27 protein-coding genes are annotated in these 26,808 nt (G+C 38.3%); all 27 read right to left on the reverse strand.

From position 1 onward, the window contains the following. Window positions 1-131 precede the first annotated feature (131 nt). Entirely contained in the window at window positions 132-1,022 is an 891-nt protein-coding gene (gene hslO / locus SHYC_RS10910; protein ID WP_039647088.1) for an Hsp33 family molecular chaperone HslO, read from the reverse strand. Between the two features lie 145 nt (window positions 1,023-1,167). After that, entirely contained in the window at window positions 1,168-3,294 is a 2,127-nt protein-coding gene (ftsH, locus tag SHYC_RS10915) for an ATP-dependent zinc metalloprotease FtsH (RefSeq protein WP_039647090.1), read from the reverse strand. A 123-nt stretch (window positions 3,295-3,417) separates the two neighbouring features. After that, a complete protein-coding gene (gene hpt / locus SHYC_RS10920) occupies window positions 3,418-3,957 on the reverse strand; it encodes a hypoxanthine phosphoribosyltransferase (protein ID WP_039647092.1) in 540 nt (179 codons plus the stop codon). Next, window positions 3,947-5,227: a tRNA lysidine(34) synthetase TilS gene (tilS, locus tag SHYC_RS10925; RefSeq protein WP_039647094.1), complete on the reverse strand. Its 1,281-nt coding sequence runs from the start codon at window positions 5,225-5,227 to the stop codon at window positions 3,947-3,949. Before tilS ends, hpt begins: the two co-directional genes overlap by 11 nt. A gap of 72 nt (window positions 5,228-5,299) precedes the next feature. Beyond that, entirely contained in the window at window positions 5,300-5,677 is a 378-nt protein-coding gene (locus tag SHYC_RS10930) for a S1 domain-containing RNA-binding protein (RefSeq protein ID WP_037568011.1), read from the reverse strand. Between the two features lie 194 nt (window positions 5,678-5,871). After that, complete coding sequence (locus SHYC_RS10935; RefSeq protein WP_039647096.1) at window positions 5,872-6,258, reverse strand: FtsB family cell division protein; 387 nt, start codon at window positions 6,256-6,258, stop codon at window positions 5,872-5,874. Window positions 6,259-6,282: 24 nt separating this feature from the next. Then, on the reverse strand, window positions 6,283-6,540 hold the full coding sequence (locus SHYC_RS10940; protein ID WP_039647098.1) for an RNA-binding S4 domain-containing protein: 258 nt from the start codon (window positions 6,538-6,540) through the stop codon (window positions 6,283-6,285). After that, the gene (locus tag SHYC_RS10945; protein ID WP_039647100.1) at window positions 6,527-7,714 is read right to left on the reverse strand and encodes a MazG nucleotide pyrophosphohydrolase domain-containing protein; all 1,188 of its coding nucleotides are present in this window, start codon (window positions 7,712-7,714) and stop codon (window positions 6,527-6,529) included. The genes SHYC_RS10940 and SHYC_RS10945 overlap by 14 nt, the downstream gene beginning before the upstream one ends. After that, on the reverse strand, window positions 7,711-9,240 hold the full coding sequence (locus SHYC_RS10950) for a polysaccharide biosynthesis protein (RefSeq protein ID WP_039647102.1): 1,530 nt from the start codon (window positions 9,238-9,240) through the stop codon (window positions 7,711-7,713). The genes SHYC_RS10945 and SHYC_RS10950 overlap by 4 nt, the downstream gene beginning before the upstream one ends. Beyond that, window positions 9,230-12,742, reverse strand: coding sequence for a transcription-repair coupling factor (gene mfd / locus SHYC_RS10955; protein WP_039647104.1), 3,513 nt, complete (start codon window positions 12,740-12,742; stop codon window positions 9,230-9,232). Before mfd ends, SHYC_RS10950 begins: the two co-directional genes overlap by 11 nt. Then, a complete protein-coding gene (gene pth, locus SHYC_RS10960; RefSeq protein WP_039647107.1) occupies window positions 12,739-13,308 on the reverse strand; it encodes an aminoacyl-tRNA hydrolase in 570 nt (189 codons plus the stop codon). Before pth ends, mfd begins: the two co-directional genes overlap by 4 nt. A 206-nt stretch (window positions 13,309-13,514) precedes the next feature. Next, window positions 13,515-14,180 carry a 50S ribosomal protein L25/general stress protein Ctc gene (locus SHYC_RS10965; RefSeq protein WP_039647109.1) on the reverse strand — a complete coding sequence of 222 codons (666 nt, stop codon included), beginning with the start codon at window positions 14,178-14,180 and terminating at the stop codon, window positions 13,515-13,517. A 138-nt stretch (window positions 14,181-14,318) separates the two neighbouring features. Next, window positions 14,319-15,284: a ribose-phosphate diphosphokinase gene (locus SHYC_RS10970; protein WP_037567998.1), complete on the reverse strand. Its 966-nt coding sequence runs from the start codon at window positions 15,282-15,284 to the stop codon at window positions 14,319-14,321. Window positions 15,285-15,349: 65 nt separating this feature from the next. Then, complete coding sequence (glmU, locus tag SHYC_RS10975; RefSeq protein ID WP_039647112.1) at window positions 15,350-16,714, reverse strand: bifunctional UDP-N-acetylglucosamine diphosphorylase/glucosamine-1-phosphate N-acetyltransferase GlmU; 1,365 nt, start codon at window positions 16,712-16,714, stop codon at window positions 15,350-15,352. Between the two features lie 338 nt (window positions 16,715-17,052). Further along, entirely contained in the window at window positions 17,053-17,367 is a 315-nt protein-coding gene (gene spoVG / locus SHYC_RS10980) for a septation regulator SpoVG (protein WP_039647114.1), read from the reverse strand. A 63-nt stretch (window positions 17,368-17,430) separates the two neighbouring features. After that, window positions 17,431-17,811, reverse strand: a complete 381-nt coding sequence (locus tag SHYC_RS10985) for a RidA family protein (RefSeq protein WP_037568090.1) — start codon at window positions 17,809-17,811, stop codon at window positions 17,431-17,433. A 17-nt stretch (window positions 17,812-17,828) separates the two neighbouring features. Then, on the reverse strand, window positions 17,829-18,656 hold the full coding sequence (purR, locus tag SHYC_RS10990) for a pur operon repressor (protein WP_039647115.1): 828 nt from the start codon (window positions 18,654-18,656) through the stop codon (window positions 17,829-17,831). A 22-nt stretch (window positions 18,657-18,678) separates the two neighbouring features. Beyond that, window positions 18,679-19,527 carry a 4-(cytidine 5'-diphospho)-2-C-methyl-D-erythritol kinase gene (gene ispE, locus SHYC_RS10995; RefSeq protein ID WP_039647117.1) on the reverse strand — a complete coding sequence of 283 codons (849 nt, stop codon included), beginning with the start codon at window positions 19,525-19,527 and terminating at the stop codon, window positions 18,679-18,681. A 261-nt stretch (window positions 19,528-19,788) separates the two neighbouring features. Beyond that, on the reverse strand, window positions 19,789-20,055 hold the full coding sequence (gene veg, locus SHYC_RS11000; RefSeq protein ID WP_039647119.1) for a biofilm formation stimulator Veg: 267 nt from the start codon (window positions 20,053-20,055) through the stop codon (window positions 19,789-19,791). Window positions 20,056-20,154: 99 nt separating this feature from the next. After that, window positions 20,155-21,048, reverse strand: coding sequence for a 16S rRNA (adenine(1518)-N(6)/adenine(1519)-N(6))-dimethyltransferase RsmA (gene rsmA / locus SHYC_RS11005; protein ID WP_182736192.1), 894 nt, complete (start codon window positions 21,046-21,048; stop codon window positions 20,155-20,157). A gap of 3 nt (window positions 21,049-21,051) precedes the next feature. Further along, a complete protein-coding gene (rnmV, locus tag SHYC_RS11010) occupies window positions 21,052-21,591 on the reverse strand; it encodes a ribonuclease M5 (RefSeq protein ID WP_039647123.1) in 540 nt (179 codons plus the stop codon). Between the two features lie 13 nt (window positions 21,592-21,604). Beyond that, a complete protein-coding gene (locus tag SHYC_RS11015) occupies window positions 21,605-22,375 on the reverse strand; it encodes a TatD family hydrolase (protein WP_039647125.1) in 771 nt (256 codons plus the stop codon). Window positions 22,376-22,536: 161 nt separating this feature from the next. Continuing rightward, window positions 22,537-24,504: a methionine--tRNA ligase gene (gene metG, locus SHYC_RS11020; RefSeq protein WP_039647127.1), complete on the reverse strand. Its 1,968-nt coding sequence runs from the start codon at window positions 24,502-24,504 to the stop codon at window positions 22,537-22,539. A gap of 100 nt (window positions 24,505-24,604) precedes the next feature. Next, window positions 24,605-25,438, reverse strand: coding sequence for a 16S rRNA (cytidine(1402)-2'-O)-methyltransferase (gene rsmI, locus SHYC_RS11025; protein WP_039647129.1), 834 nt, complete (start codon window positions 25,436-25,438; stop codon window positions 24,605-24,607). Continuing rightward, window positions 25,435-25,689 carry a GIY-YIG nuclease family protein gene (locus tag SHYC_RS11030; RefSeq protein ID WP_039647131.1) on the reverse strand — a complete coding sequence of 85 codons (255 nt, stop codon included), beginning with the start codon at window positions 25,687-25,689 and terminating at the stop codon, window positions 25,435-25,437. The genes rsmI and SHYC_RS11030 overlap by 4 nt, the downstream gene beginning before the upstream one ends. Continuing rightward, window positions 25,682-26,407 carry a tRNA1(Val) (adenine(37)-N6)-methyltransferase gene (locus tag SHYC_RS11035; RefSeq protein ID WP_039647134.1) on the reverse strand — a complete coding sequence of 242 codons (726 nt, stop codon included), beginning with the start codon at window positions 26,405-26,407 and terminating at the stop codon, window positions 25,682-25,684. Before SHYC_RS11035 ends, SHYC_RS11030 begins: the two co-directional genes overlap by 8 nt. A gap of 41 nt (window positions 26,408-26,448) precedes the next feature. Next, complete coding sequence (yabA, locus tag SHYC_RS11040; protein ID WP_039647136.1) at window positions 26,449-26,805, reverse strand: DNA replication initiation control protein YabA; 357 nt, start codon at window positions 26,803-26,805, stop codon at window positions 26,449-26,451. Window positions 26,806-26,808: the final 3 nt, after the last annotated feature.

Raw genomic sequence — 26,808 nt, forward strand, 5'->3', positions numbered from 1 at the left:
TGAATACATAGTTATCGAATCGGATATGAAGACAGTGTACCATTTTTCTGATAATTAAAAAAGCATAAAGCTTGATCTCAAACAAAAACAATTGTGGACAACCCTCACCATTGAACCCGTAGCCTCTCTTATTAATGTTGTTGCTTCAGTTCATTCAATACTCCTTGCAATTCTGCTTCAGTGTATTGATATTTAGAGCGACAAAAATGACATTCTGCTTCAGCGCCATGATCTACTTTAATCATATTCTCGATTTCAGCTTCTCCTAAACCACGCATTGCATTCAAGAATTTATCGTGACCACATTGACACTCAAATTGGGCCGGAATGGTTTCTAAAAATTCTACATTACCTTTACCAAAGATGTGAATCAACATTTCTTCTGGCGTTAAGCCTTCATCAATTAATTTTGACACAGGGGTCATTGTCGCAATCGCAGCTTCCAATTTATCGATCGTTTCGTTTTTAGCCCCCGGCATAACTTGAATAATAAAGCCACCCGCAGCTTTGATTGAGTTGTCAGGATTTACCAAAACGCCCACACCTACAGATGAAGGTGTTTGCTCACTATTCGCAAAATAATACGTAAAATCGTCACCAAGTTCTCCAGATACAATCGGACTACTACCCGTATAGTAATCTCTCATGCCAACATCTTTCACTACATTAATTGCGCCTGATGTCCCTACTGCACGACGCACATCTAATTTACCCGCTTCATTTAATGCAAAGTGCGTTTGTGGTTGCGCGACATACCCACGTACGTGACCTTTTGCATCGGCATCCGCAATGATTTTTCCAATAGGCCCGTCACCATCGACGGTCACTGTTAATTTTTGATCACCTTTTAACATAGCGCCCATCATTAATGTTGCAGTCATCGTACGACCTAACGCTGCAGATGCTGTTGGCCATGTGTAATGACGCGTTTGTGCTTCCTGTATGGTATCGGTTGTTCTAGAACTATATGCACGTATTTCACCATTAAAGGCAAGCGCCTTAACGATATAGTCTTGAGTCATTCCTATTCGCTCCTTTATTGCTTTCATTTGTTTATCATAATCGCATTCACGTATCCACTCAACTAAAATGACTTATTTTTAAGCTAACTTTAACACAAAAAGACACCGTCTCGAAAATATCGACTTCGAGACGGTGTGCATCGCGTTAATGTGGTGGTTTATCTTCACCAGGGCGATCAATTTTAGGTTCTTGTTCATAACCTGTTGTATCTTCAGACGGTGCTTCATCACGTTTCGTTTCTTGCGAAGGGGATTCAGCCTCTTGTCCGTCTTGTGCTTTTGAATCACGTTCTTCATGACGCTCAGATTTTCCTGCATGTGAACGCTGTGTTAATTCTTCTTGTTCACGTCGAATCTCATCATACGATTTGCCGTATTTACCTTGATCGAAATCATCATCGCCATTGCGTTCAACCACTTTTGCGTCATCATAATTCACGACTGGTAAATGACCTTCATGGAAAAGTGACTGAATTTGTTCAGCAACTAATGTTTCTTCCGTCAACAAGGTTTCAGCAATTAATCGTAATTGCGCTTCATGCTCTGTAAGAATTTGTTTACAACGTTCATATTGTTCTTTAATGATACGTTGAACTTCTTTATCAATTTCATAGGCAATTTGACCTGAGTATTCTGGCTGACCTGACATATCTTTACCTAAGAATACTTGTCCACCGCTATGTGAAAACTGTAATGGACCTAGCTTTTTACTCATACCATATTCCGTAACCATTTGACGCGCTAACTGTGTCGCACGTTCAAAGTCATTAGAAGCGCCTGTAGAAACTTCATCGAATATGATATCCTCTGCCACACGACCACCAAGCAATCCACAAATTTTGTCGAGCATTTCAGGCTCAGTCATTAAGAAACGATCTTGTTTTGGTAACATCATCGCATAGCCACCTGCTTGACCACGTGGTACGATTGTAACTTTATGAACCACTTCTGCTTCATCAAGCACCATACCAATCACAGTATGTCCTGCTTCATGGTGTGCTACGATATTGCGTTCTTTATCAGAAATGACGCGTGATTTTTTAGCTGGTCCTGCAATCACTCGATCCGTCGCTTCTTCAATATCACGCATGTCGATTTTCTTCTTACCGCTACGTGCAGCAATTAACGATGCTTCATTAAGTAAATTTTCTAAATCTGCCCCTGAGAATCCAGGCGTACGTTGTGCAATCGCTTTTAAATCGACCGTCTCATCTAATGGTTTGTTTTTCGCATGTACGTGTAGAACCGCTTCACGCCCCTTAACATCCGGGCGACCAACTTGAATTTGTCGGTCAAAACGACCTGGACGCAGTAATGCTGGGTCTAAAATGTCTGGACGGTTTGTAGCTGCAATCATAATAATACCTTCATTTTCACCGAATCCATCCATCTCAACAAGCAATTGGTTTAACGTTTGTTCACGTTCATCGTGACCGCCACCAACACCTGCACCACGTTGACGACCTACAGCATCAATCTCATCTATAAAAATGATACACGGCGCATTCTTTTTCGCATTTTCAAATAAGTCACGCACACGGCTCGCACCTACACCTACAAACATCTCAACGAAGTCTGACCCACTGATTGAGAAGAATGGTACACCTGCTTCACCAGCAACTGCACGCGCAAGTAACGTTTTACCTGTTCCCGGAGGACCAACAAGCAAGACCCCTTTTGGAATACGTGAACCCATTTGTTTAAATTTCTTATTGTCTTTTAAGAAATCAACAATTTCAATTAATTCTTGTTTTTCTTCGTCTGCACCAGCAACATCTGTAAAGCGCACGCGTCGTTTTTGATTATCGTACATTTTGGCTTTGGATTTACCAAAATTCATCATACGACCGCCGCCACCGCCACCTTGTGCTTGACTTAAGAAGAAGATAAATAAAAGTGCAATGATTAAGACAGGAATCAGTGTCGTTAAAATACTAACAAACACACTTTGACCTTCTTCTTCTTTAACGGTTAATTCTAAATCTTTCTGTTTATGAGCAATATCAGTAACCTGTTCTAGCTCTTTATCGTTATTAAATAGAATCGTCGATGAGTAATCATCACCGTTGTTTAACTTACCACTCACTTTATACACATTATGAGACGGTTGAATTTCTAATGACTTAATTTTGCCGTCCTTTAATTGTTGTGTAAATTGGTTATACGTAAGCTCTTTAGGCACTTTCCCATTACCATTAATCCAAGAAAAAAGCCCAAAAATAACAACGCCGATTAAAGCTATAAACAGCACATTACGAAAAGCTTTTTGCATGCGTCGTTTCCTCCTACTTCAAATATAAAACTAACAAAAATTTTACCATAATTTAATTACGACTGGCTAGTAATAGACATTGACAGCCACACTTCTCACAATCACATATCTGTTTTTAAGTGATTATTGTTCATAAATTGCGGGTTTTAATGTGCCAATGTATGGTAAGTTACGATATTTTTCCTTGTAATCTAATCCGTAGCCTACGACAAACTCATCAGGAATTTGGCGACCTACATATTTCGCTTCGATGTCTGCTTTGCGACGATTCGGCTTATCGAGTAACGTCACTATTTCTAAAGATTTTACACGACGTGATGCGAGTAATTCTGTAATCGATTTTAATGTAGTTCCTGTTTCTAAAATATCTTCAATAATTAAGACATCTTTATTTTCAATTGACGTGCTTAAATCTTTTAAAATTTGAACTTCACCTGTAGATTCTGTACCACCGTGGTAACTCGATACATCCATAAAATCAATGGATAACGGCGTATCAATACGTTTAATTAAATCCGTCATAAATAAGACAGACCCTTTTAAAATCCCTACACAAAGTAAATCTTTACCGCGATAATCTTCTGTAATAGCATGGCCTAACTTATCACAAATATCATAAATTTCCGTTTCAGTAAGTAATACATCTTTCAAATCATTTTTCATCATTTTCATCTCCTAAATATGCGATAGTAATTATTTGTTTAACGTTATTATGTCGATATAGTGTGCCAACAGCTAATATGCATCCTGATGCATCCTCAACAACAGGCATATGTTCTCGCATTTGTTGAGGCACTTTAGCATCAATCATTAAGCGTGACACTTTTTTATGACCATATGGTTGTAGTGCAACACGATCCCCATTTTGACGCAATCGTATTTGTAAAGGGCCTTGTAGCTGTTGTAGTGACTTAACTGTAATACAATATTCCCCAAAATGATGAACGCCAGGCGTCTTAATTTGTGTCATTGAGGGCGCTTTTTGACGCACTGTTGTTATGGATAATTTATCATACACCTTATTAATCTGCCATGTGTTTGTAGCATAAAGTTCAATTTGTGCCACAGGTTGTGTGATTTGTTTAAACCACTGCTGATATTGCGTATCACTTATCGGTACAACAGCTTCCCATTTTTGTATTAATTTATCCAGAACCATCATTCTAACATGTTCTGGACATTTATTGAACGACGTAAGAGACATCTCATAATGTTGAGGGGTTTCTTTCACATGGATTGAAATGTAATCATCTGCCATTTGTTCAATTAATTGAATTGATGCCAAATGCATATCATAAAGCTTTTTTAAGTGTGTACTTTTAAAGTGATCATGTGCATCAATCCTAGGCAATATGTCTTGACGAATTGCATTGCGCACATATTTTGTGTCTTGGTTACTATCATCTTCAAAATATGGGACGTGATGTGTACTTTGGTATAATGCGATGTCATCTTTTGTGTCCTCAAGTAACGGGCGCACCAAACGATAACCTTGCCGTTGTTCACACGCTTGCATACCTAGAGCGCTGCGGTAAACCTTACCTGTAAAAATACGGTAGAATACCGTTTCTACTAAATCGTCAAAGTGATGAGCCGTCATTAACACGTCCGCATCCAATTGATGCATCATCTCTTCGAACCAAAGATAACGGGCAATGCGTGCATCATTTTGAATGCTACGCCCTTGTTCAACGACAGATTGTAGGTGGAGTCGATGTACATAAATCGACACTCCGTGTTGCTCGCAATACTTTTTAATAAAACCTTCTTCTTTATCCGAAGCATGACGCAACCCATGATGTACATGGAGCACTGTAAGTTGTTTGTATGTCGTTTGATATTGATGTAATAATCGATGCAATAAGACCATACTATCTATCCCAGTAGACACTGCAATAACGATATGATCATATGGCTTCCAATTCACCTTCATCATTTCACCCCCCATACAAATAAGGGTTGAGATTCAAAGTATGCCTTCGTTTCTCAACCCCTTGCATTAAATTTAGCGACGTGCGCCTCTACCACCACGTCTAGATTCTGTTTGACGCTTAATAGAAGTAAGTTTATCCTCACTATCTTTTAAGAAGTTTGATAGTTTTTTCTCAAAGTCTTCTGGTTTTTGTGCCGGTTTTTGTCTACGTGGACGCTCTTTGGCTTTTTTAATTGAAAGACTGATTTTGCCATCATCGGCGATGGATAATACTTTAACCTCAACGTCATCCCCGACAGTTAAGTGATCTTCTACGTTTTCTACATAGTTATCAGCGACTTCACTGATATGAACTAACCCACTTTTACCTTCAGGCAACTCCACAAATGCACCGAATTTTTTGATACCAGTGACTTTACCTTTAACCTTACTTCCTACTTCGATTGACATTGTTTTAATGCATCCTCCCGAATTCGATATTTAGTTCTATTATACGTTTGTTTCCGCATTTTAACAATGACAAATTGATGATTCACTATTTTATTTACGTATTTTACTAAAACTAAAATGAAACACAATATCTTTTGACAGAAAGATGCATTGAACTTATAACAAGGAAATATGTCGTACCTACCATCACCGTATTACTTTTTCTTTTTATTTTCTTTTGGTTGGTCTTCAGGTAACTTAAAGATGATTTCACCGTCGTTACTCAAATAATACTCATCACGCGCTACTTTTTCGATATAGGATGGATCATTTAAATTGTTAAGCTGCTCTTTGAGTTCAATTTCTTTATCTTGTAATTTTTGATATTCTTCTTCTTTAGCTTGACGTTCATTGGAAGCATCCGAATTGCTTTTCATTTGCGTAAATACCAATAATAACATCACTGCAATAACGGCTAACAAAATGCCACCAAATACTAAAATACGCTTTTTCACAATACGTTTACGTTGATCATGCCGGCGTTTTTTAGCATTTTTTTGCGATGTATACTGATTGCCGATATTTTGAACTTTATCATTCATGCGGCGTCACCTTTCTTCGTATCCCTAATCAATCCGTTCCTCTTTTAAGATTTCATACATCCCTTTAGCATTTTCTTTCGTTGCATGTTCGCTCAGACCAGTCACTTTGATCGTCACGATTTTTTGTCCAAATTGAATTTCTATCGCGTCGTCTACTTTCACATCTGTACCCGCTTTAGCGGTTTGACCATTGATTTTAACACGGCCTTGATCACTCACTTCTTTTGCTAATGTGCGACGCTTGATTAAACGTGATACTTTTAAATATTTATCGAGTCTCATGATGCCCTCCTCGCTCTAAATAAGCTTTTAATGCTTCTTCTGACAAGTCTTGATTTTTGATTTCATCATACAATTTTAAGAAATGGGTCGCAAATATTTTTTCAAATTTCACACGCGGCGGTTTACCTTCTGCAGCTTTTTGTTCTTGCCAAATTGATTTAACATCTTCCACACTGTCAGCTTCGCCCTCACCAAAAATGTGTGGGTGACGACGAATCATTTTTTCAGAAAGGCTCGCCACTATTTCACGCGTTTCCATGTACCCTTGCTTTTGACCTATATTGGCATGTAATAGAACTTGTAGTAATATATCACCCAGCTCTTCTATCATGTGCCAATCATCTTCATTGTCAATAGCTTCAAAAAGTTCAAATGTTTCTTCAAGTAAATAACGTTTAAGAGATGTATGGGTTTGTACTTTATCCCATGGGCAACCTGTTTCATCATCAACTAAAGATGCAATCACTTGATCTGCAAATTCAAAGTCACCGTATAACGCAGTATCTTCGGTAATTGCAGGAATGATTACACTCGTAAGATTCGTAAATACATCCTCATGATCGAGTTCATATAATGGACAAGTGTAACGTGTCGCCCCCGATTGGTTCGCACCATCCACAATATGCACTTCAAAGTCATCAGGATAACGGGTCATCAGCGTCAATTTTAAGTCCCCTGCAACCATAGCACTGTACACTTGTGTAACGAGCGTTGTCGTACGTGGATTTAACGTTTCTTTTTTAAGTGCCGTCGCATCTAACATTGTAAACCCATCATTCGGATCCAACTTTACAGCTTCAAACACATCATCGATAAAACTACGTCCCCCTCGCACGTCCACCACAACATCAAATTGTGGCGCTTTTTGAAAAAGCAATTGCGTTGTCGTTTCTGCAACACGTGGATGACCTGGCACCGCATAGACAATATCTTCAGTTCGAGCATGTTGTAAAAGTTGATCTGTAATCGCTTCATACACAGGTTCGAATGAATCATATTGTTCATAAACGGCATCAAAGCTTACGATATCTATATCTTGAAGTTCTGCTATCACTGGATGATCTATCGTACGCACATATACTTTGGATTGACTTTGCAAAAAGCGATAAATACCTAATGGTAGGTCGTCTAAACCGTAATTACCCAAACCAATAATTGTAATATGATGTGTCATGATTTTCTCCTTTTCATTATATCAATGATTTTATCGCCAAACGGTAAATGTACCCATTCATCTTCATTTAAAATACGCATCCAAACGAGCATTACGCTCATACTTCCGACACCAATAGAAGCACTGATCATCAATTCTAGAAGGCCTCCTATTCTAGACATTGATGGAATCAAGTAATGCGTTAATTGTACACTAGCTGTCATCGTCAATAAAGCGACAACAAGTTTTAAATAAAATTTTCTTAATGCAAGCAGCATATAAAGTCGGATGATGTGTCTGTGTAGATACAGTGCAAAAACAATAAGTGCGACTACTGTAGAAATGCTCGCACCGACAATACCAAACTTTAAAATTAAAATGAGATTCAATAGTAGCTTGATGACTAATCCTATGATAATCCCTTTAAACACAACCCGATAATGATTTTGAACTTCGAGCAACGCAATATACATCATGATAAGTGATACAAAAATAACCGTTAACATGTAAATGGAAAGGGTCATCGTTAAATCATTACTTTTAAAGAAAACTGCATTCAATAATGGTAATAAATTCATTAAACCGATGCCACTTGCGCAACTAATGACAATGGTAATTTTTAATGATGCATTCGCGTAACTATTCATCTGATCGTAACGCCCCGCTTTTTGGGTGTCTGTTAATAATGGAATTAATACAAAACAAAATGTGGTCGTTACAATTAATCCCATTTGTATAAAAGAAGCCCCGCGGTCGTATATCCCTTTTTGGGTAATCGCGTCTTGAAATGTCAATCCTTGGCCGTGTTGGAGCATATTGATGATAGTAAAACTATCCACGACTTGCCATAAAATGACAATCAGTTGACTCAATGCAAAAATAACGGTGGCAATGATAAATTGTCGCCAAGGAATCGTTTGAGGAAGCGTGACTTTAGGTAATGACATAAACCACCATAAAAAGAGAGATGCTCCAACAAAACCTATAGATGATGCTAAAATCGCCCACATCCCCGCATCATAAATCGACAAACGCGATTGTGTAAACAAGACAATAACCACGACAATGATACTCACACGTATGGCTTGTTCAATAACTTGTGAAAACGCAGGCTTATTCATATCAAACGTTGATTGATAATAACCTCTTAAAATACCGAGTACCCCCACAACCACAAATGCAACGCTCGCTGCACGAATCATGGGTGCTAAATGAACATCACCCATTAAAATAGCGACGATGTCCGCACCTATAAAGAGTGTGAGACAAATCAGACACCCAAACACTTCTAACACAATAATGAGTTGGCGAATGAGTGCGCGATTAGCTTCCTTACCTCCCAAAATTTGCGTCAATGCACTCGGTATCGCATTACTAGCTAATACTACACCTAATGCGACGATAGGATATATCTGCTGATAAGCGTACAACCCGTCGTCACCTAAAATATTTTGATAAGGGACACGATATAATGCGCTTAAAATTTTTACAACGATTAATGCAAGCGTTAAAACAACGACACCATTGAATGCAGATTTAGTTGACATTGTCTAACTTCAAGCTTTCTTCAATTGTTTTCGCTAAAAATTTAAGCGCTTCTAGCCATTGTTTCCCTTTCGTGAGCGTCACTTTCATACAACCCGCTTCAACGCCAACCTTCATACCTCGGCCTAAAGCTTCTGTATTTTTAAAGAGCGCTTCTCCATCAATCTGTTGCGTGCCTTGTTCAGTTAATAACACCTCAACCACTTTGCCCTTATCTTTTACATGCTGTACACCAACATGCATCAAATGTACTTTAATTTCTACAGTATCTAGAAGTTGCGCTACTTCTGTAGGATAATCATTGAAACGGTCTAACAATTCGTCCTTAATATCCATTAATTGTGCCAGAGTTTCAGTCGCACGTAGTTTTTTATAAATTTCAATTTTCGCTTGTTCATTTCGAATATATTCCGCTGGTAAGTATGCATCTAGACGTAAATCCATTTCAATTTCAGGGACATGTTGCACTTCTTTAATACCACGTTTTTCATTCACTGCTTCTTCTAACATTTGAGAATATAAATCGAATCCAACTGAATCGATAAATCCATGCTGCTGTTTACCGAGTAAATTACCAGCGCCACGAATATTTAAGTCACGCATCGCAATTTTAAAGCCGCTTCCTAATTCTGTAAATTCTTTAATGGCTTGTAAGCGTTCTTCGGCCGTTTCATTCAACACTTTGTTTGGTGTATGAAGAAAATAAGCGTATCCGATACGACTTGAACGACCAACACGTCCTCGTAATTGATACAGTTGGCTTAAGCCAAAGCGATCTGCCTCTTCAATAATTAACGTATTCGCATTAGGTACGTCTACACCCGTTTCAATAATCGTCGTCGTAACAAGAATGTCGTAAGCTCCATTGATGAAGTCAAGCATGGTTTCTTCTAAATCTCGTTCAGGCAATTGTCCGTGTGCCACACCAATAGAGGCTTCAGGCATCAACATTTGCAATTGTTCACGTTTTTCATAAATGGATTGTACTTTATTGTACAAATAAAAAACTTGTCCATCACGAGCTAATTCTCGCTCTAAAGCTTCTTTAATAAAGTTGCCATTTTGTTCTAATACGTACGTTTGTACTGGAAAGCGGTTTTCAGGTGGCGTCTCAATGACCGATAAGTCGCGCACACCGAGCATACTCATGTGTAGCGTTCTCGGAATAGGCGTCGCAGTGAGCGTAAGTACATCTACGTTCGCTTTTAAAGACTTGATTTTTTCTTTATGACGCACGCCAAATCGTTGTTCTTCATCAACTACAAGTAATCCGAGGTCTTTATACTCTACTGTTTTGCCTAACAACTTATGCGTCCCAACAACGATATCGACAAAACCAGATTTGAGCCCTTCTTTCGTTTCACGAATTTCTTTTGGCGTTCTAAAACGACTCATAAGGTGAATTTCTACAGGGAAATCACGCATTCGTTCAATAAGTGTTTCGTAATGTTGTTGTGCCAAGATTGTTGTAGGTACGAGAAAAGCGACTTGTTTTCCTGACATGACAGCTTTAAAAGCCGCACGTACTGCCACTTCGGTTTTTCCGTAACCCACATCTCCACATAAAAGACGATCCATTGGACGCGCCTGTTCCATATCACCTTTAATTTCATCTATCGATTTTGCTTGGTCTTCGGTTAATTCGTATGGGAAGTCCATTTCAAAAACATGTTGTTCTTCTGTGTCTGGGCTAAATTGATAACCCACTGACTTTTCACGTTCTTTATACAATGCAATCAGCTCATCCGCAATATCTTCCACACTGCTTTGAACTTTGGCTTTTGTTTTCTTCCAATCACTACCACCTAGTTTATATAGTTTAGGTGTTTTGTCTTCAGAGCCGACATATTTCTGAACTTGCTCCATTTGGTCGACCGGAACAAACAACTGATCTGTGCCTTTATATTGAATTTTAATGTAATCTCGATGAACGTCTCCCACTTCTAGTGTTTCAACACCTAAATAACGGCCTACCCCGTGGTGAATATGTACGACGTAATCTCCAACATTCAACTCTTGATAAGATTTAATTTTCTCTGCATTACTTAACGTTTTACGCCGTTTTTTGGACGCTTTTTTCTGCTTTGATTTAAATAGTTCTCGTTCTGTGACAACGACGAGCGACATGTAAGGTAACTCAAAGCCTTCAGATAGACTCCCTTCAATAATTGCCGCGTGTCCTTCGTCAAGTTGCGTGATATCTGCGCTCATGAGCGTTGGAACATGGATCTCACTTAACATCGCTTGGATACGATCCTTTTTCGTTTCAGTTTCCGCGATAACGACCATACGGTAACCTTGCTTCATGTAACGCTGAAATTCAGATGTCATAATGTCATATTGACCGTAAAACTGTTGTACCGGTTTACAAGAAAACTTCATCATTTGGTCAAGCTTTACAGACATCGACGACGTAAATAACGTAAAATACGTTACCGGCGTATGTTTAAGCAACTGTTCAACCGTGTCATTGGTCATAAAACGTTGACCTATAAATCCTTTACCTGACTCAATCAAGTTTTGTAAAAATGCTTCTGATTCTGTCATCAATGTTTCTTCTGTTTCTTTAACGCGGTTATATTCATCCATCAACACAATTGCATTGTCTTTAAAATAGTCTCGTAACGTCGTTTCCGTATCATACATAAATGCAATTAAACGACGTAATACTTGTGGATCAAACAGTTCGTCTTCCACAATATTAAAACTATCGTATGTGTCTTTAACTTCTTGACGTACTGATTGATCTACTTTCGGTCTCGTAGTTTCATATGCTGTTTTAAGATTTGTTATAAGTTGGCGGCGAACTTCAGGCGTCATAATATAATCATGTGCCGAAGTGATATCGACATGTTGAATATTGTCTGAAGAACGTTGTGATTCTACATCAAACTTGCGAATCGAATCCACTTCTGTATCAAAGAGTTCAATACGCACAGGGTCACCTAACAGAGGATAAATATCAATAATCCCGCCACGTAATGAAAACTCACCAATATTAGAAACGACTGATTCACGTCGATACCCCATATTAACAAGACACGCTAAAAAATGATCCACATCCACGTCATCTCCAATATTGAGATGAATTTGATGCTCTCGCCAAATGGCTTTAGGTGTTACCAATTTTTTTAAGCCGTTTAAAGGAATGACAAACAAGCCGCGTCGTTCATGTGCAAGTGCCGTTAAAGTACGTACACGTTCACTCATAAACTCCGGGCTTTGCGTTGAAAATTCTTCTGTCATGATGTCTTGAACGGGATATTTGTAAATTTCATCATCGGGAACAAATTGTAACAAATCCGCTTCTAATTTATCCATTTGATAGACGTTGTTTGTCACTAACAACACTTGACGGTGTTGATTATGATATAGTTCTGCAATCATCGCCGCTTTCGCACTGGGCATTAACCCTGTAACTAGAACATTTTCTTCTCCCACATGGGTAGATAGTGCTTTAAATTGCTGATCTCTATTGATAATTTCATTGATTATTGTTTTCACTTTACTTCACCGTTATATTGATTCATGATATTCTCAAATTTTTTATTTTGAATAAATGCTTCTACAGCGTCAGCCACGTGTGTGATTACAGGTTGCATCACTTTCATTTCCTCTGATGAGAATTTTTGTAATACATAATCAACGACAGGGATACGCGATGAACGATCTATCCCGATGCGAATACGCTTAAATTCTTGTGTTCCTAAATGTTGAATCAGTGATTTAATCCCATTGTGACCACCTGCACTTCCTTTTTGACGCAAACGCATATGGCCTTGTGCAAGGTCCAAATCATCATAAAGCACTAATATGTCTTCTACATCTATATTGTAATAATCCATCAGTGGGCGCACTGCCTCACCAGACAAGTTCATAAACGTCAACGGCTCTAAAAAGATTACTTTTTCGCCAAATAAATGAGCGACAGTATAAGCCCCACGAAATTTTTGTTTATCTAATTTTAATTGGTGACGTGCGATAAGATGATCTATCACTTCAAAGCCAATGTTATGGCGTGTTTGTTCGTATTTTTTTCCTACATTCCCTAAGCCGACGATGAGTTTCATTATGTATCCTCCTTGAAATCATCTAATTTTACAATTTAATCATATTCCATACTAACATAAAATGGGTCACAGACGAGAAATAAACGCTATAAAAACAGCGTATGCTTCAAATTACCTCGACACACGAAGCAAGAGGCAAATCGAAACACAAAAAAGACATAACAACGGCACTTGGCACGTTATTATGTCTTAAAGCTTGATAAAGATTACGCTTCTTTATCTTCTGAACCTTCTTCGCCTTCTTCAGTTGATTCACCGATTACTTCTGGTTCAGCTGTTTCAGCGTCACCTTCCATTGCAGCGATTTCTTCTTCAGATGGCTCTTCAGTTGGTGCTACAACAGAAACAACTGTTTCATCTGCAGCAGTTTCAATTGTGAAGTCACCAGATACTTTAATGTCAGCAACTGATAAGCTGTCGTTAACGTCTAATTCTGTAACGTCAACTTCAATTGATTCAGGAATGTTATCAGGTGTAGCAGTTACTTCGATGTTGAATAATGGTTGTTCAACAACGCCACCTTCACTTGCACCTTTCGCTTCACCAACTAAGCTTACAGGTACTTCTACAGTACGCGCTTCGCTCATGTTGATTGCTAAGAAGTCGATGTGAGTGATTTGGTTTTTAAGTGGATCAAATTGGTAATCAGATACCATAACTTTGATTTCTTTTGAACCAACGCCTAATTGAATAACACCGTTACGTCCAACTTCACGGATTAATTTGATGAATTCTACTTCATCAACTTTTACAGATACGTTTTTAGTACCGTATCCATAAACAACTGCTGGTACTTTACCTGCTTCACGGATTTTGCGTAATTCACCGCGTGTTTGTTTACCTTTACGAATAATAGACTTTAAAGAAGCCATATTTCGTTTCCACCTTTCTTAATGCACTTATGTGCAAGCACTTGCCCATCAACTGTGCGTCGCTTGCAAGTGTGTATTTGTCCGTTATGTCACGAACAGAAATATTTTACACAAAATTAACAATTAAGTCAACACCGATTAGTCAAATAATACACTTACTGATTCGCGTTCATAAACACGTACAATCGCTTGTGCAAGAAGTTCAGCCACTGACAATTCGATAATATTGCTTGGCTTTTGATCGTCTTTAAGTTGAATAGAGTTCGTCACAATTAATTCTTTAATCGCTGAGTTTTCGATACGTTCTTTTGCTGGACCAGATAATACCGGGTGTGTACAACATGCATAAACTTCTGTTGCACCTTTATCTTTTAATGCTTGAGCCGCTAAAGTAATTGTACCCGCTGTATCAATAATATCGTCTATAATAATCGCTGTACGCCCTTCGATTTCACCCACAATATTCATGACTTCGGCTACGTTAGGTTTCGGACGACGTTTATCAATAATCGCGATTGGTGTTTTTAAGAAGTCTGCAAGTTTACGTGCGCGTGTCACACCACCATGGTCTGGAGAGACAACCACATATTTATCCGGGTCAATATCTTTATTGTTTAAGAAGTAATCCGCTAAAATAGGTACACCCATTAAGTGATCGATTGGAATGTCGAAGAACCCTTGAATTTGTGGCGCATGTAAATCTAACGCGATCATACGGTCAGCCCCTGCAGTTTCAAATAAATCTGCCACCAATTTTGCAGTAATAGGTTCACGACTACGCGCTTTACGGTCTTGGCGTGCATATCCATAATAAGGCACAACGATTGAAATATTAGCTGCTGAAGCACGTTTACATGCATCAATCATAATTAATAATTCCATTAAGTGTACGTTTACAGGGTTAGATGTAGGCTGAATGATGAAGACGTCACAACCACGAATACTTTCTTCGATATTAATTTGAATTTCACCATCACTGAATCGTTTTACTGTACATTTACCTAATTCAACACCAACGTGATCTGCTACTTCTTGAGCTAGGGGTTCATTACCTTTCAACGAGAAAATTTTTAAAGACGAATTTTTATATTCGGTGTTTAACATGTTTTATCCTCCAATATAATTTAAGGTTTGTGAATTGATATGTTTTAAAGTGTCGCTTTGAAAGTCTATTTCTGTTTATTTAAATAACCGTGTTTCGTTGTTTGTCTTGCACGCGCTAATGCTAAACTTTCTTCAGGTACATCATCTGTGATAGTAGATCCCGCAGCGATAAGAGTGCGATCTCCAACTGTAACTGGCGCAACCAAGTTCGTGTTGCAACCAATAAAGGCATCTTTACCTACAATGGTTTTAAATTTATTCACCCCATCGTAGTTCACTGTAATTGACCCACATCCGATATTTGTACGTGCGCCAATTTCAGCGTCACCGATGTAACTTAAATGAGAGACTTTTGCGCCATCATCTAAGCGTGCTTTTTTAATTTCAACAAAGTTGCCCACCTTTGTTTCTGCACCTAAATCGCTGCCTGGTCTTAGTTGGGCGAATGGACCAACTGTAGAATTACGTCCGACATGAGCATCTGTAATAACTGATTGTTTTATCGTTACGCCATCTTCAATAACACTGTCCTGTATTTCAGAATATTGACCTACAATGACATCTTCACCAATCACTGTGCGGCCAGAAAGTTTAACGCCAGCTTCTATCACAGTATCTGCGCCAATTTTCACATTAGCACCAATATATGTAGTAGCAGGATCTAGCAGTGTGACACCATTGCGCATGTGCATCTCATTCGTACGCTGATGAAAGAGTTGTGTTGCACGACTCAATGCCACGCGGTCATTTACACCTATAATTTCATCAAAGTCATCCGTGTGATATATTGCAACTTTGCCAGAGTGATGTTGAATTAAAGTTAACACTTGCGGCAAATAGTATTCGCCTTGACCATTGTTATTATCCACTTCGTTCAATAATGAGAATAATGTTTGATTATCGAAAGCAAAGATTCCCGAACTAATTTCCGTAATTTGTTTTTCCTCATCGTTTGCGTCTTTTTCTTCAACGATACTTTTTAAAGCGCCAGTACTTGAATCTCTGACGATTCTACCATATCCGAATGGTTGCGCTGTCGTTGCGGACAACACTGTAGCTTGAGCTTGTGATGCTTCGTGATGAGCAATCAATTGAGATAATGTCTCACCAGTGATTAACGGTGTATCGCCACAAACAACAACTGTCGTTCCTGTTAATTGACCAAGATGTGTTTCGGCTTGTTGTACCGCATGCGCTGTCCCGAGTTGTTCTTGTTGAAAACTGTACTTAGAAACATCCCCTAATGTTTCTTTCACGCTTTCAGCACCGTGGCCTACGATTGTAACAATATTATCAATACCCGTTGCTTTTACTTGATCGATAACATGAGCAATCATAGGTTTTCCAGCGACTTCATGAAGCACTTTGAATTTCTTTGACTTCATGCGAGTGCCTTTACCAGCTGCTAAAACGACTGCATGTTTTTGCATGGTATGAACCCTCCAGTTTTTTTACACTTCTATACAATTATAATTTATGCGAACTGTCACTTTCAAGGAGTAAAAGAAGAATTGAAGTGTCGTGTGATTAAAACTTTAAGCAATTGATACGTTGAAAACGCATTATTTCCGAAATGAAATATGATTTAAACTAAAAAAATAAATTTTATAGTCGTGTATATATCCTTCACATTTTCACATGCAATATGGCGTATCACAAAAACATTTTCTTTGTATCATTATAAGTACAGGCGTCACTATGTATATAAAAGAAGGGTTTTGAAGTTACCCTTTGTATAACTTCAAAACCCTGTGTATACGACTGAAAGTTACGCTTCAGCGTTACTCTCAGATTCATCTTTATTTTCATCATTCTGAGCAGGAATGACTTCATCAGTCTCTTCATATACTTTCATTACTGCATCCTGAATTTCTTGACGCATTTCTGAATTAATTGGATGCGCAATGTCGCGGAATTCACCATCTGGTGTACGTTTACTTGGCATTGCTACGAAAAGTCCTGAATTACCTTCAATGACGCGCAAGTCATGGATAACAAATGATTCGTCAAGTGTAATAGACACGAGCGCTTTCATTCTTCCATCTGTTTGTATTTTTCTAAGTCTGACATCTGTCACTTTCATGTAGTGAGCCCCCCATAGTATATAAGTTAGAAAATGTAGTGATTTAAGAAGTTCAAGTGTATATTATACATCCTTTACTTCAGCGATGACTTCGATTTCAATTTTAACATCTTTTGGCAAACGTGCCACTTCAACTGCACTTCTCGCCGGTTTATGCGAAGTAAAGTACGTGCCGTAAACATCATTCACCTTTTGGAAATGTTCCATATCAGATAAGAAAACAAGCACTTTCACAACGTGATCTAAATCAGATCCTGCTGCTTCGAGTACAGCTTTCAAATTTTCAAACACTTGTTTAGTTTGTGCCTCAACATCATCACTTACAATATTTCCTTCTAAATTTAAAGGTATTTGCCCTGACGTGTAGACCATACCATTGACAATAGATGCATGTGAATAGGGTCCAACTGCAGCAGGCGCTTTATCTGTGTTAATTGTTTGCATAACGATAAACGCTCCTTTTAATTTTCAAATTTAGAAAGGCTATTACCCGCTTCGACTTTAAACGCTTGGTTATACTCATCGACATCGGACAACCGTACTAAGGAAGTATAGTCCTCGATTAATCTTTGCTTGACTTCTTTAGATTCTACAAGTACCGATACCCCTTTTACTTCAGCCTTAAACTCATTCATTAAATTGATTACACCATTAATCGAACCACCCGCACGCATGAAGTCATCTACAATTAAAACTTTTGAGTGTTCTTTTAGTGTACGTTTAGATAATACCATTGTTTCAATTTTTCGTGTTGAACCTGATACATAATTGATTGAGACCGTTGAACCTTCTGTCACCTTATTATCTTTACGAATCACAACAACTGGTAAGTTTAATACGCTTGCTACAGCATTTGCAAGCGAAATCCCTTTCGTCGCAATCGTGACAACAGCGTCTAAATCTTCATGCATATAAATCGTCGCGATTAATTTTCCGACTTGTTTTAAAAGCGGTGGATTGCCTACTAAATCTGATAAGAATAAGTAGCCACCTGGTAAAAGCCTATCCTTTTCTTGAAGTAAATGAATTAATTCATCAATAACCGCTTCTGCTTCTGCTTTTTTCATTTCAGGGCGGTAGCGTACACCACCACTTGCACCAGCCACAGTTTCAATCGTACCTAAACCTTCTTCAATCAAAGTATCTTTAATAATTTGAACATCTTCACTTATTGATGACTTTGCTTGTTTAAATTTCGTTACAAAAAATGTGAGTGGCACGAGCTTATTCGGATTATTAATTAAATATTGTGTCATGAAGACGATACGTTCACTTCTTTTATATCTCATGTATCATCAAATCCTTTCAAAATCATCCTAACGTTCGCACTAAATATACATCGTTACAACAACCACAAATAGCGTTGTAAATATGACGTGCTTGGCGCTCGCGTTGCGCAAATCCGTAGACTGTCGGGCCACTGCCGCTCATCAACGCACCGTCCGCACCGTTATTCAGCATATTTTCTTTTATTTTTTGAATTTCAGGTTGTAATGCCATAGACACAGGCTCTAAGCGATTCGATAAACTTTTGCAAACACCTGCATAATCCTGTTCATCTATCGCCGACATACACGCTAGGGTATGTACTTCAAATGGACGGTTTAAATCAAGGCCATTATATATTTCAGGTGTAGATAATCCAGCTTGCGGCTTTGCTACAATCACCCAACACGATGGCGGGCGATTGAGCAACGTAATCTTTTCACCGCGCCCTTGGCATAATGCCGTTGTACCATACACGCAAAAAGGAATATCAGAACCAATCTCTGCAGATAATTCACTCAATTCATCCAAGCTTCGGTTAAGTCCGAATAAACGGTTCATTCCACGCATCGTTGCAGCAGCATCGCTTGACCCACCTGCCAAACCAGCAGCAACGGGGATATTTTTCTCTAAAGTAATCGTTACGCCTTCTTTAATCTGATACGTTTCTTTCATTAATAGCGCAGCACGGTATGCCAAATTACGCTCATCAGAAGGAATGTATGTTTCATCAACATGTAGAACAATTTGATCATCCTGACGTTTTTCAAAAGACAAGCGATCATTTAAATCAATTGTCGTCATAATCATTTCGACTTCATGATAACCGTCATCTCGCTTAAATAAAGTATCTAACGTTAAATTAATTTTAGCAGGAGCCGTTTCATAAATCATACTATCAATTCCTCTTTTTAAATGGTATTACTGTGATTTTACCATAAGTCCCTTTACGATGGTGCGGCTCATAACCTAAATATTTAAAAAGTATCCATTTCTAACTTTCCCGCACTTTAACATTCAAATAGTATAAATTATTCATTAACTCAGCACAATTTAAATTGAATTGAAACACTAAAAAAGAGTGAGATGTTGAAATCTACTCCTAAAGATTTCAATCCCACTCCCAATATGTACAACTTATCAATCTAATAAGTATTATTGCGCCGTTGCCTCTTGTTGTAAGTCTTCCTCTACAAATGATACGTGTACATTTTCAGTAAGTACATCTGCATAAGTATAGGACACTCGTTCGAAGTTGTGCTTATCTTGGTCTAGTTCAACAATGAACACAGAAGGGTATGTTTCTTTTAACACACCAGAACGTTCTATTGTTTTTTTACGTCCCCCATTAGCTTTTAGTACAATACGATTTCCTAACTGACAATCAAGACGATTTTTGATGTCTATAATAGATTTTGGCATATTGCTCCACCTCGCTACTAGTGTAGTATAACACATTTAGAGAGTTTGAGTCAAATAAAATTTTAATTTTATCAATGCCGCTATAGAAAGTCAATCATTTTATAATGTCAATTTTGGGAAATTTTCCAACTCTGCATACAAACGTGCATATTCTTGTATAGAAAGCGTTTCGCCACGACGTTTTGGATCGATGCCAGCTGCCTCCAACCAGGCCATAATTTCAAGTTTTACATTTTTACCATCTTGAAATACATTTTGATAATTGTTGAAGATGGTTTTTCGGCGTTGCCCAAATGCACCTTTCGTCAATTTAAAAAATTGTTGTTCATCGTCAACATGAACGATAGGTCTTCCACGCTTCATTAACTTCACTACAATTGAATCAACATTTGGTGGTGGCATAAAGACTGTTTTGGGAACTGTAAGGACGCGAGAGGTCTCTGTATAGTATTGCGCAACGATTGATAAGGACCCATATGCCTTTGTCCCTACCGCTGCATTTAGGCGCTCTCCAACTTCCTTTTGCATCATGACCACGTAACCATCGATATTCAAGTCTGCTTCGAGTAACGATAATAGAATCGGCGTCGTAATGTAGTATGGTAAATTGGCAACCACCATAATTTTGTCGCAATCTGCCAGATGTGTATCAATTGCCTTTTTCACGTCTGCTTTTAAAATATCTTCATTAATTACAGTCACATTGTGATATGGAGACAATGTGTCTTCTAAAACTGGTATTAAGCGTTGATCGATTTCAAATGCCATAACGTGTTTAGCATTTTTAGCAAGCTGTTCCGTTAATGATCCCATACCAGGCCCCACCTCAATGACACCAGTACGTTCATCAATCCCACTTGCATGAATAATATTATTAATAATATTTACATCGATTAAAAAGTTTTGACCTAAACTCTTCTTGAAGCTAAAGCCATATTGTTCTAATAATGCACGGGTACGGGTTGGGGTAGCAATATCTTTCTCATGCATAATGTGTTACTCCTCTTCTCCTAATGCGCGGCGCACATCTTGTTCTGTATAGCCAAACGCATTGAGTTTCTTTAATAATTGTTTCCCATTTGAATGACCAATGTGTAACCGACGTCCGACAATGTCACGACGACGTCTTGAATCTGGGCCGATGATGAGACCTAAATCTATGAGTGTCGCTTTATCAATGGTCTCTTCAGATTCTGATAATGGCGAAGAGACATGCATCAACGCTTCTCGAATAGCATCAAACGACGCATGTTCCACGCCAATTTTACCACGTTTATTTTGGGCTTTTTCACGATCGATATACGCATGTTTAACACCTGGAACAGCTTCTCGAATAATGGCGCGTATTTTATCACCCGGGAAATCAGGATCGGTTAAGACGATGACACCTCGGGTCTCTTGCGCTTGACGTATCACATCGAGACACGTCCGATCTATTGCACTTCCATTCGTTTCAATCGTGTCACATTCAACAGCCCGTCGCACACGTTCCGTATCATCACGACCTTCTACAACGATAAATTCATTTATTTTCATTTAGGCACCTCTGTTATACCAAATTAAACAAGCGTTCTGCGTTTTGAGTGGTTTGTTGTGCTACTTCTTCATATGAAATGCCTCGTAAATCTGCAATTTGTTGTGCTACGAGCGTCACATGCGCAGGTTCATTTCGTTTTCCACGATATGGGTGCGGTGTTAAAAATGGTGCATCTGTCTCTACTAACAGGCGATCTAACGGTACATGTTTTGCTACTTCTTTCGGTTGTTTCGCATTTTTAAATGTTACTGGACCACCAAGTGAAATGTGAAAGTTGAGTTTTTGTGTGACAATATCTGCAATTTCAGGTGAACCGCTAAAACTATGCATAATACCGCCCACTTCTTCAGCATGCTCTTCTAATAGGATGTCGATACAATCTTGTGTTGCATCTCTGTTGTGAATTACAATCGGTAATTGCACACGTTTTGCCAGCGCGATTTGTTTTCTAAACACTGATTTTTGAATATCTTTAGGTGATTTATCCCAATGGTAATCCAAGCCCATTTCGCCAATACCAATGACTTTGGGATGTTGAGATAAAGATTCGATCCAATCTAAACGCTCATCTGTACAATCAATGGCGTCAACCGGATGCCAACCAATGATTGCATAAATAAAATCATAATCATCGATTAATTTCATCGCACGTTCAATCGTTTTTGTATCAAAACCTACGACAAACATACGGTCCACACCTGCATCTCGCGCACGCTCAATCACCGCTTCTAAATCTTCATCATACTGATTCGCATTTAAATGTACGTGTGTATCAATTAACATTGTCATTCCTCCTAATTCGTATTAAAAGGGTGAGACCCTCACCAAATTAAACAATTTGATATCAAAGTCCCACCCCTCAGTGCCTTTCAATATAGCCTAAATGCAAAATACGGGCCGTTTCCATTGCTGCTTCACGCGTGTCTTACAATTTTTGATGGGCATTATTTAATGATTGCACCATTAGGAACTGCATTCGGTAAGCTCACTAACGACAGTACGCCGTCTTTTTCAGCAGACAATATCATACCTTCTGATTTTTGTCCCATTAATTTTGCGGGTTTTAAATTCGTAACAACCGCCACTTTTTTCCCAATGATATCATCTGGTTGATAAAACTTCGCAATACCTGAGATAATTTGACGTTGTTCGTGGTCTAAATCGACTTGAATTTTTAATAATTTATCCGATTTTTTTACATTTTCAGCATCAATGATCGTTGCTGCTTTAATTTCAACTTTATCGAAATCTTTAATATCAATTTGTGCTTTTGACGGTACGTCTTCCACTTCTGGTTTCGGTGGTTGCATACTTTCTTTTATATACGCTACTTCAGCAGCCACGTCTAAACGTGGGAAGATCGGTGTCGGTTGCGATGATACCATAATATCTTCTTTAAGTTGACCGTATGATTGCAAGCTATCGAACTCATACAACGCTTTATTCTGAATATTTAATTGTTCAAAAATTTGATACGGAGCGTGTGTTAAAAATGGACGCAATAACACTGCTGCATAACGAATGTTTTCAACTAAATGGGCCATTACGTTGCCAAGCATTGCTTTATTAGTTTCATCTTTTGCTAAAACCCAAGGCGTCGTCTCATCAATATATTTATTCGTACGGCTAATAAACTTCCATACAGTCGCAAGCGCGACAGAAAATTGTAAATTGTCCATACTTTCGTGATAGGCTTTCACAGTGTCTAACGCCATTTGTTCCATATCTTTATCCAATTCATGTTGTGGACCTTGATATGCTGGAAGTTGACCATCAAAATATTTATTAATCATTGAAATCGTACGGTTGACTAAGTTTCCTAAATCATTCGCTAAATCATAATTCGTACGTTCAACGAAAGCTTCAGGTGTAAAGACACCATCTGAACCGAATGGTAATTCACGCATGAGGTAGTAACGTGTCGCATCTAAACCGTAGCGATCGATAAGTACATTCGGATCCATCACGTTACCTTTAGATTTACTCATTTTACCGTCTTTCATTAAAATCCAACCATGTGCAAACACTTTTTTAGGTAGTGGTACATCCAATGCCATTAAAATAATCGGCCAAATTATAGAATGGAAACGCACAATTTCTTTTGCCATAAGATGAATATCCGCCGGCCAATATTTCTTGAACAATTCATCTTCATCTGTTAAATAACCTAATGCTGAAATGTAGTTAACGAGCGCATCAAGCCATACATAAACGACGTGTTTGGGGTTTGATGGCACTTTTACACCCCAGTCAAATGATGTACGTGATACCGCTAAATCATCTAACCCAGGTTTAATAAAGTTATTAATCATCTCATTTTTACGAGATGGAGGCTGAATAAATTCAGGATGTTCATCATAAAAAGCAAGTAAACGATCCGTATATTTTGAGAGTTTAAAGAAATAACTTTCTTCTTTCACAAGCTCAACATCATGCCCTGAATCCGGACTTTTACCGCCCACGATTTTGCCATTTTCATATACTGGCTCAACCAATTGTGTTTCGGTATAGTACGTTTCATCTGGAACAGAATACCAACCTTCGTACTCACCAAGGTAAATATCACCTTGTTTTAGTAACTTTTCAAAGATTTTCTCAACGACTGCAGTATGACGTTTTTCTGTCGTACGAATGAAGTCATCATTAGAAATATCTAGCTTTTTCCATAATGCTTTAATACTATCAATCATAGTGTCTAAATACTCTATTTCAGACATCCCTGCTTTTTGAGCTTTTTCTTGTATTTTCTGTCCATGCTCATCTGTTCCCGTTAAATAGCGTACATCGTATCCTTGTAAACGTTTGTAACGTGCAATAACGTCCCCTGCTACAGTAGAGTATGCATGGCCAATGTGTAAATTACCGCTTGGATAATAAATCGGTGTAGTAATATAAAATGTATCTTTTACCATCAGCGCTCCTCCTCATTTCTTATCTTATCTAATATATCGAAAATCCCTAGCTTTTTCAATCTACCAACTTGACATCTTTCAAGATTATTGTACCGTTACTTTATTCAATATGATGATACATGTTGTAGATGGTTTTACTAGGCACGTCCCGGTCTTTTGCGACCTGTTTAATCGCTTGTTTTGGTTTCATATTTTGTTGAATATAATGCTCTACATGATCATGAATGGAGAGTGACTCAAACCACTTTGTTGTTTCAATCGCCTCTTGCCCTTCGATAAGAATGACGAATTCTCCTTTTAAAGGAATTGTATCTTCGAGAAGTTCTAACATATCCGTCACTTTAGCTGTTGAAATTTGTTCGAATTTTTTTGTTAATTCACGTCCAAGTGTGATACGTCTCTCAGAGTCAATCTCTTGAATTACTTCCAATGTGTCTTTAACGCGATATGGAGACTCATACAATAACAATGTACTTTCTTGGAACATTCGTGTTTCTAAAATCTCTTTTTTCTCACGCGCTTTTCGAGGTAAAAATCCTAAAAAAGTATAAACAAAGGAAGGCAATCCACTGGCCATCAATGCTGTCAATCCTGCGTTTGCCCCTGGGATAGGTGTCACTGGGATCATCGCTTCACGTGCTTGAACGACCAATTCATAACCCGGGTCAGATATTAAAGGCAGGCCTGCATCAGAGACGAGTGCGACGGATTTTCCGTCTAACAACATCGCAATTAATGATTCAGTCATTCGGTCTTTATTATGATCATGATAAGATTGTAATGGTGTGGATATATCAAAATGGTGGCATAATTTTTTTGTCACACGAGTATCCTCACATGCAATCACGTCGACATCTTGCAGTATACGTATCGCACGAAATGTCATATCCTCTAAATTACCAATCGGTGTTCCCACTAAATATAAATGTGTCATGCTAAGGCTCCTTTAATCAGTCGTAATTTCGCGTCACGACTTAATTGCTTAATGGCATATTCTCGTTTTAATGCTTCAGACTTCGTGTCAAAGCATTCTTGATACATCAATTGAACAGGACGTCGCATTTTCGTATATTTAGCCCCTTTACCTTCATTATGTTTCGCAATACGCGCGTCTATATTTGTTGTATAGCCAGTATATAAAGACGCGTCCTTGCACTGGACAATATAAATATAATGGTTACCCATAATACACCGCCTTCATATCATCAGTGTACTGACCTGATTTATCATAAATATAAAATGGTGGCGCAAGTTTTAATCCTTCTTTACCACCTTTACGCCCTTCAACAACAATGGTTTGTGCATCTTTTCCAGGTTTACTATATATCATATGTAAATGTTTCGGTTCTATCGCATAACGTCGCATGGATTCAAAAATATCTAATAAACGCTCAGCACGATGTACCATCATCAAACGACCACCTTGTTTCAATGCATGACCACTTACACGAATACAATCGTCTAACGTACAATACACCTCATGTCGCGCGATTTTGTGCGCTTCAATTTGATGTTGATTCATTTGATTGATTTTAAAATAGGGTGGGTTACACGTCACTAAATCAAATGAGGATGGCTTAAAGCGTCGCGTGACGTTTTGAATGTCATCATGAATGACTTCTATACGTGAAGATAACGCGTTATACGCCACACTACGTTGAGCCATATCAACCAGCGTTTGTTGGATTTCAATGCCAGTAATAGCGTTGGGCCCTTTGGCTGATAATAACAATGGAATGACACCATTACCCGTACATAAATCTAGAATACGATCCCGCGTTCTAAGTTTTGTAAAATGTCCAAGAAGTAATGCATCCGTTGAAAAGGAAAACACCGCGTCATTTTGTATAATGCGTAAGTTTTCTTTGACTAAATAATCTAAACGCTCACCTTGTTGTAACACATTGCCACCTCTACTCGTTTCTCCGCAAATCTAAATTAAACTCACTCATTATCTCTCTTACTGTTTAACACATTTAAACAAAATATACAGTCTTCTCCTTTACGATGTTTACCAAAAACATCATGACAAATATGGAAGCCTTCGTGGTATAATTTCGCAAAATATTCACGACTTTGAAGTTGTTTTGTGGCACGCTTTTTCACTTTTGTTGCCTCTTTTTCAGAAGTCGCTTGTTGTTGATGTAATAATGATTTTAAATGATCATTTTCAGTTTGTAATGCTACATTTTCTTCGACAAGTTCTACCGTTAATGCTTTCAGTTGTTCCATATTTTCTTGAATCAACGTTACATTTTGCTCGAGTTGCATTAACCGATCGAAAAGTTCATTACGATCCAATGG

The organism is Staphylococcus hyicus, assembly GCF_000816085.1.
GTDB lineage: Bacteria > Bacillota > Bacilli > Staphylococcales > Staphylococcaceae > Staphylococcus > Staphylococcus hyicus.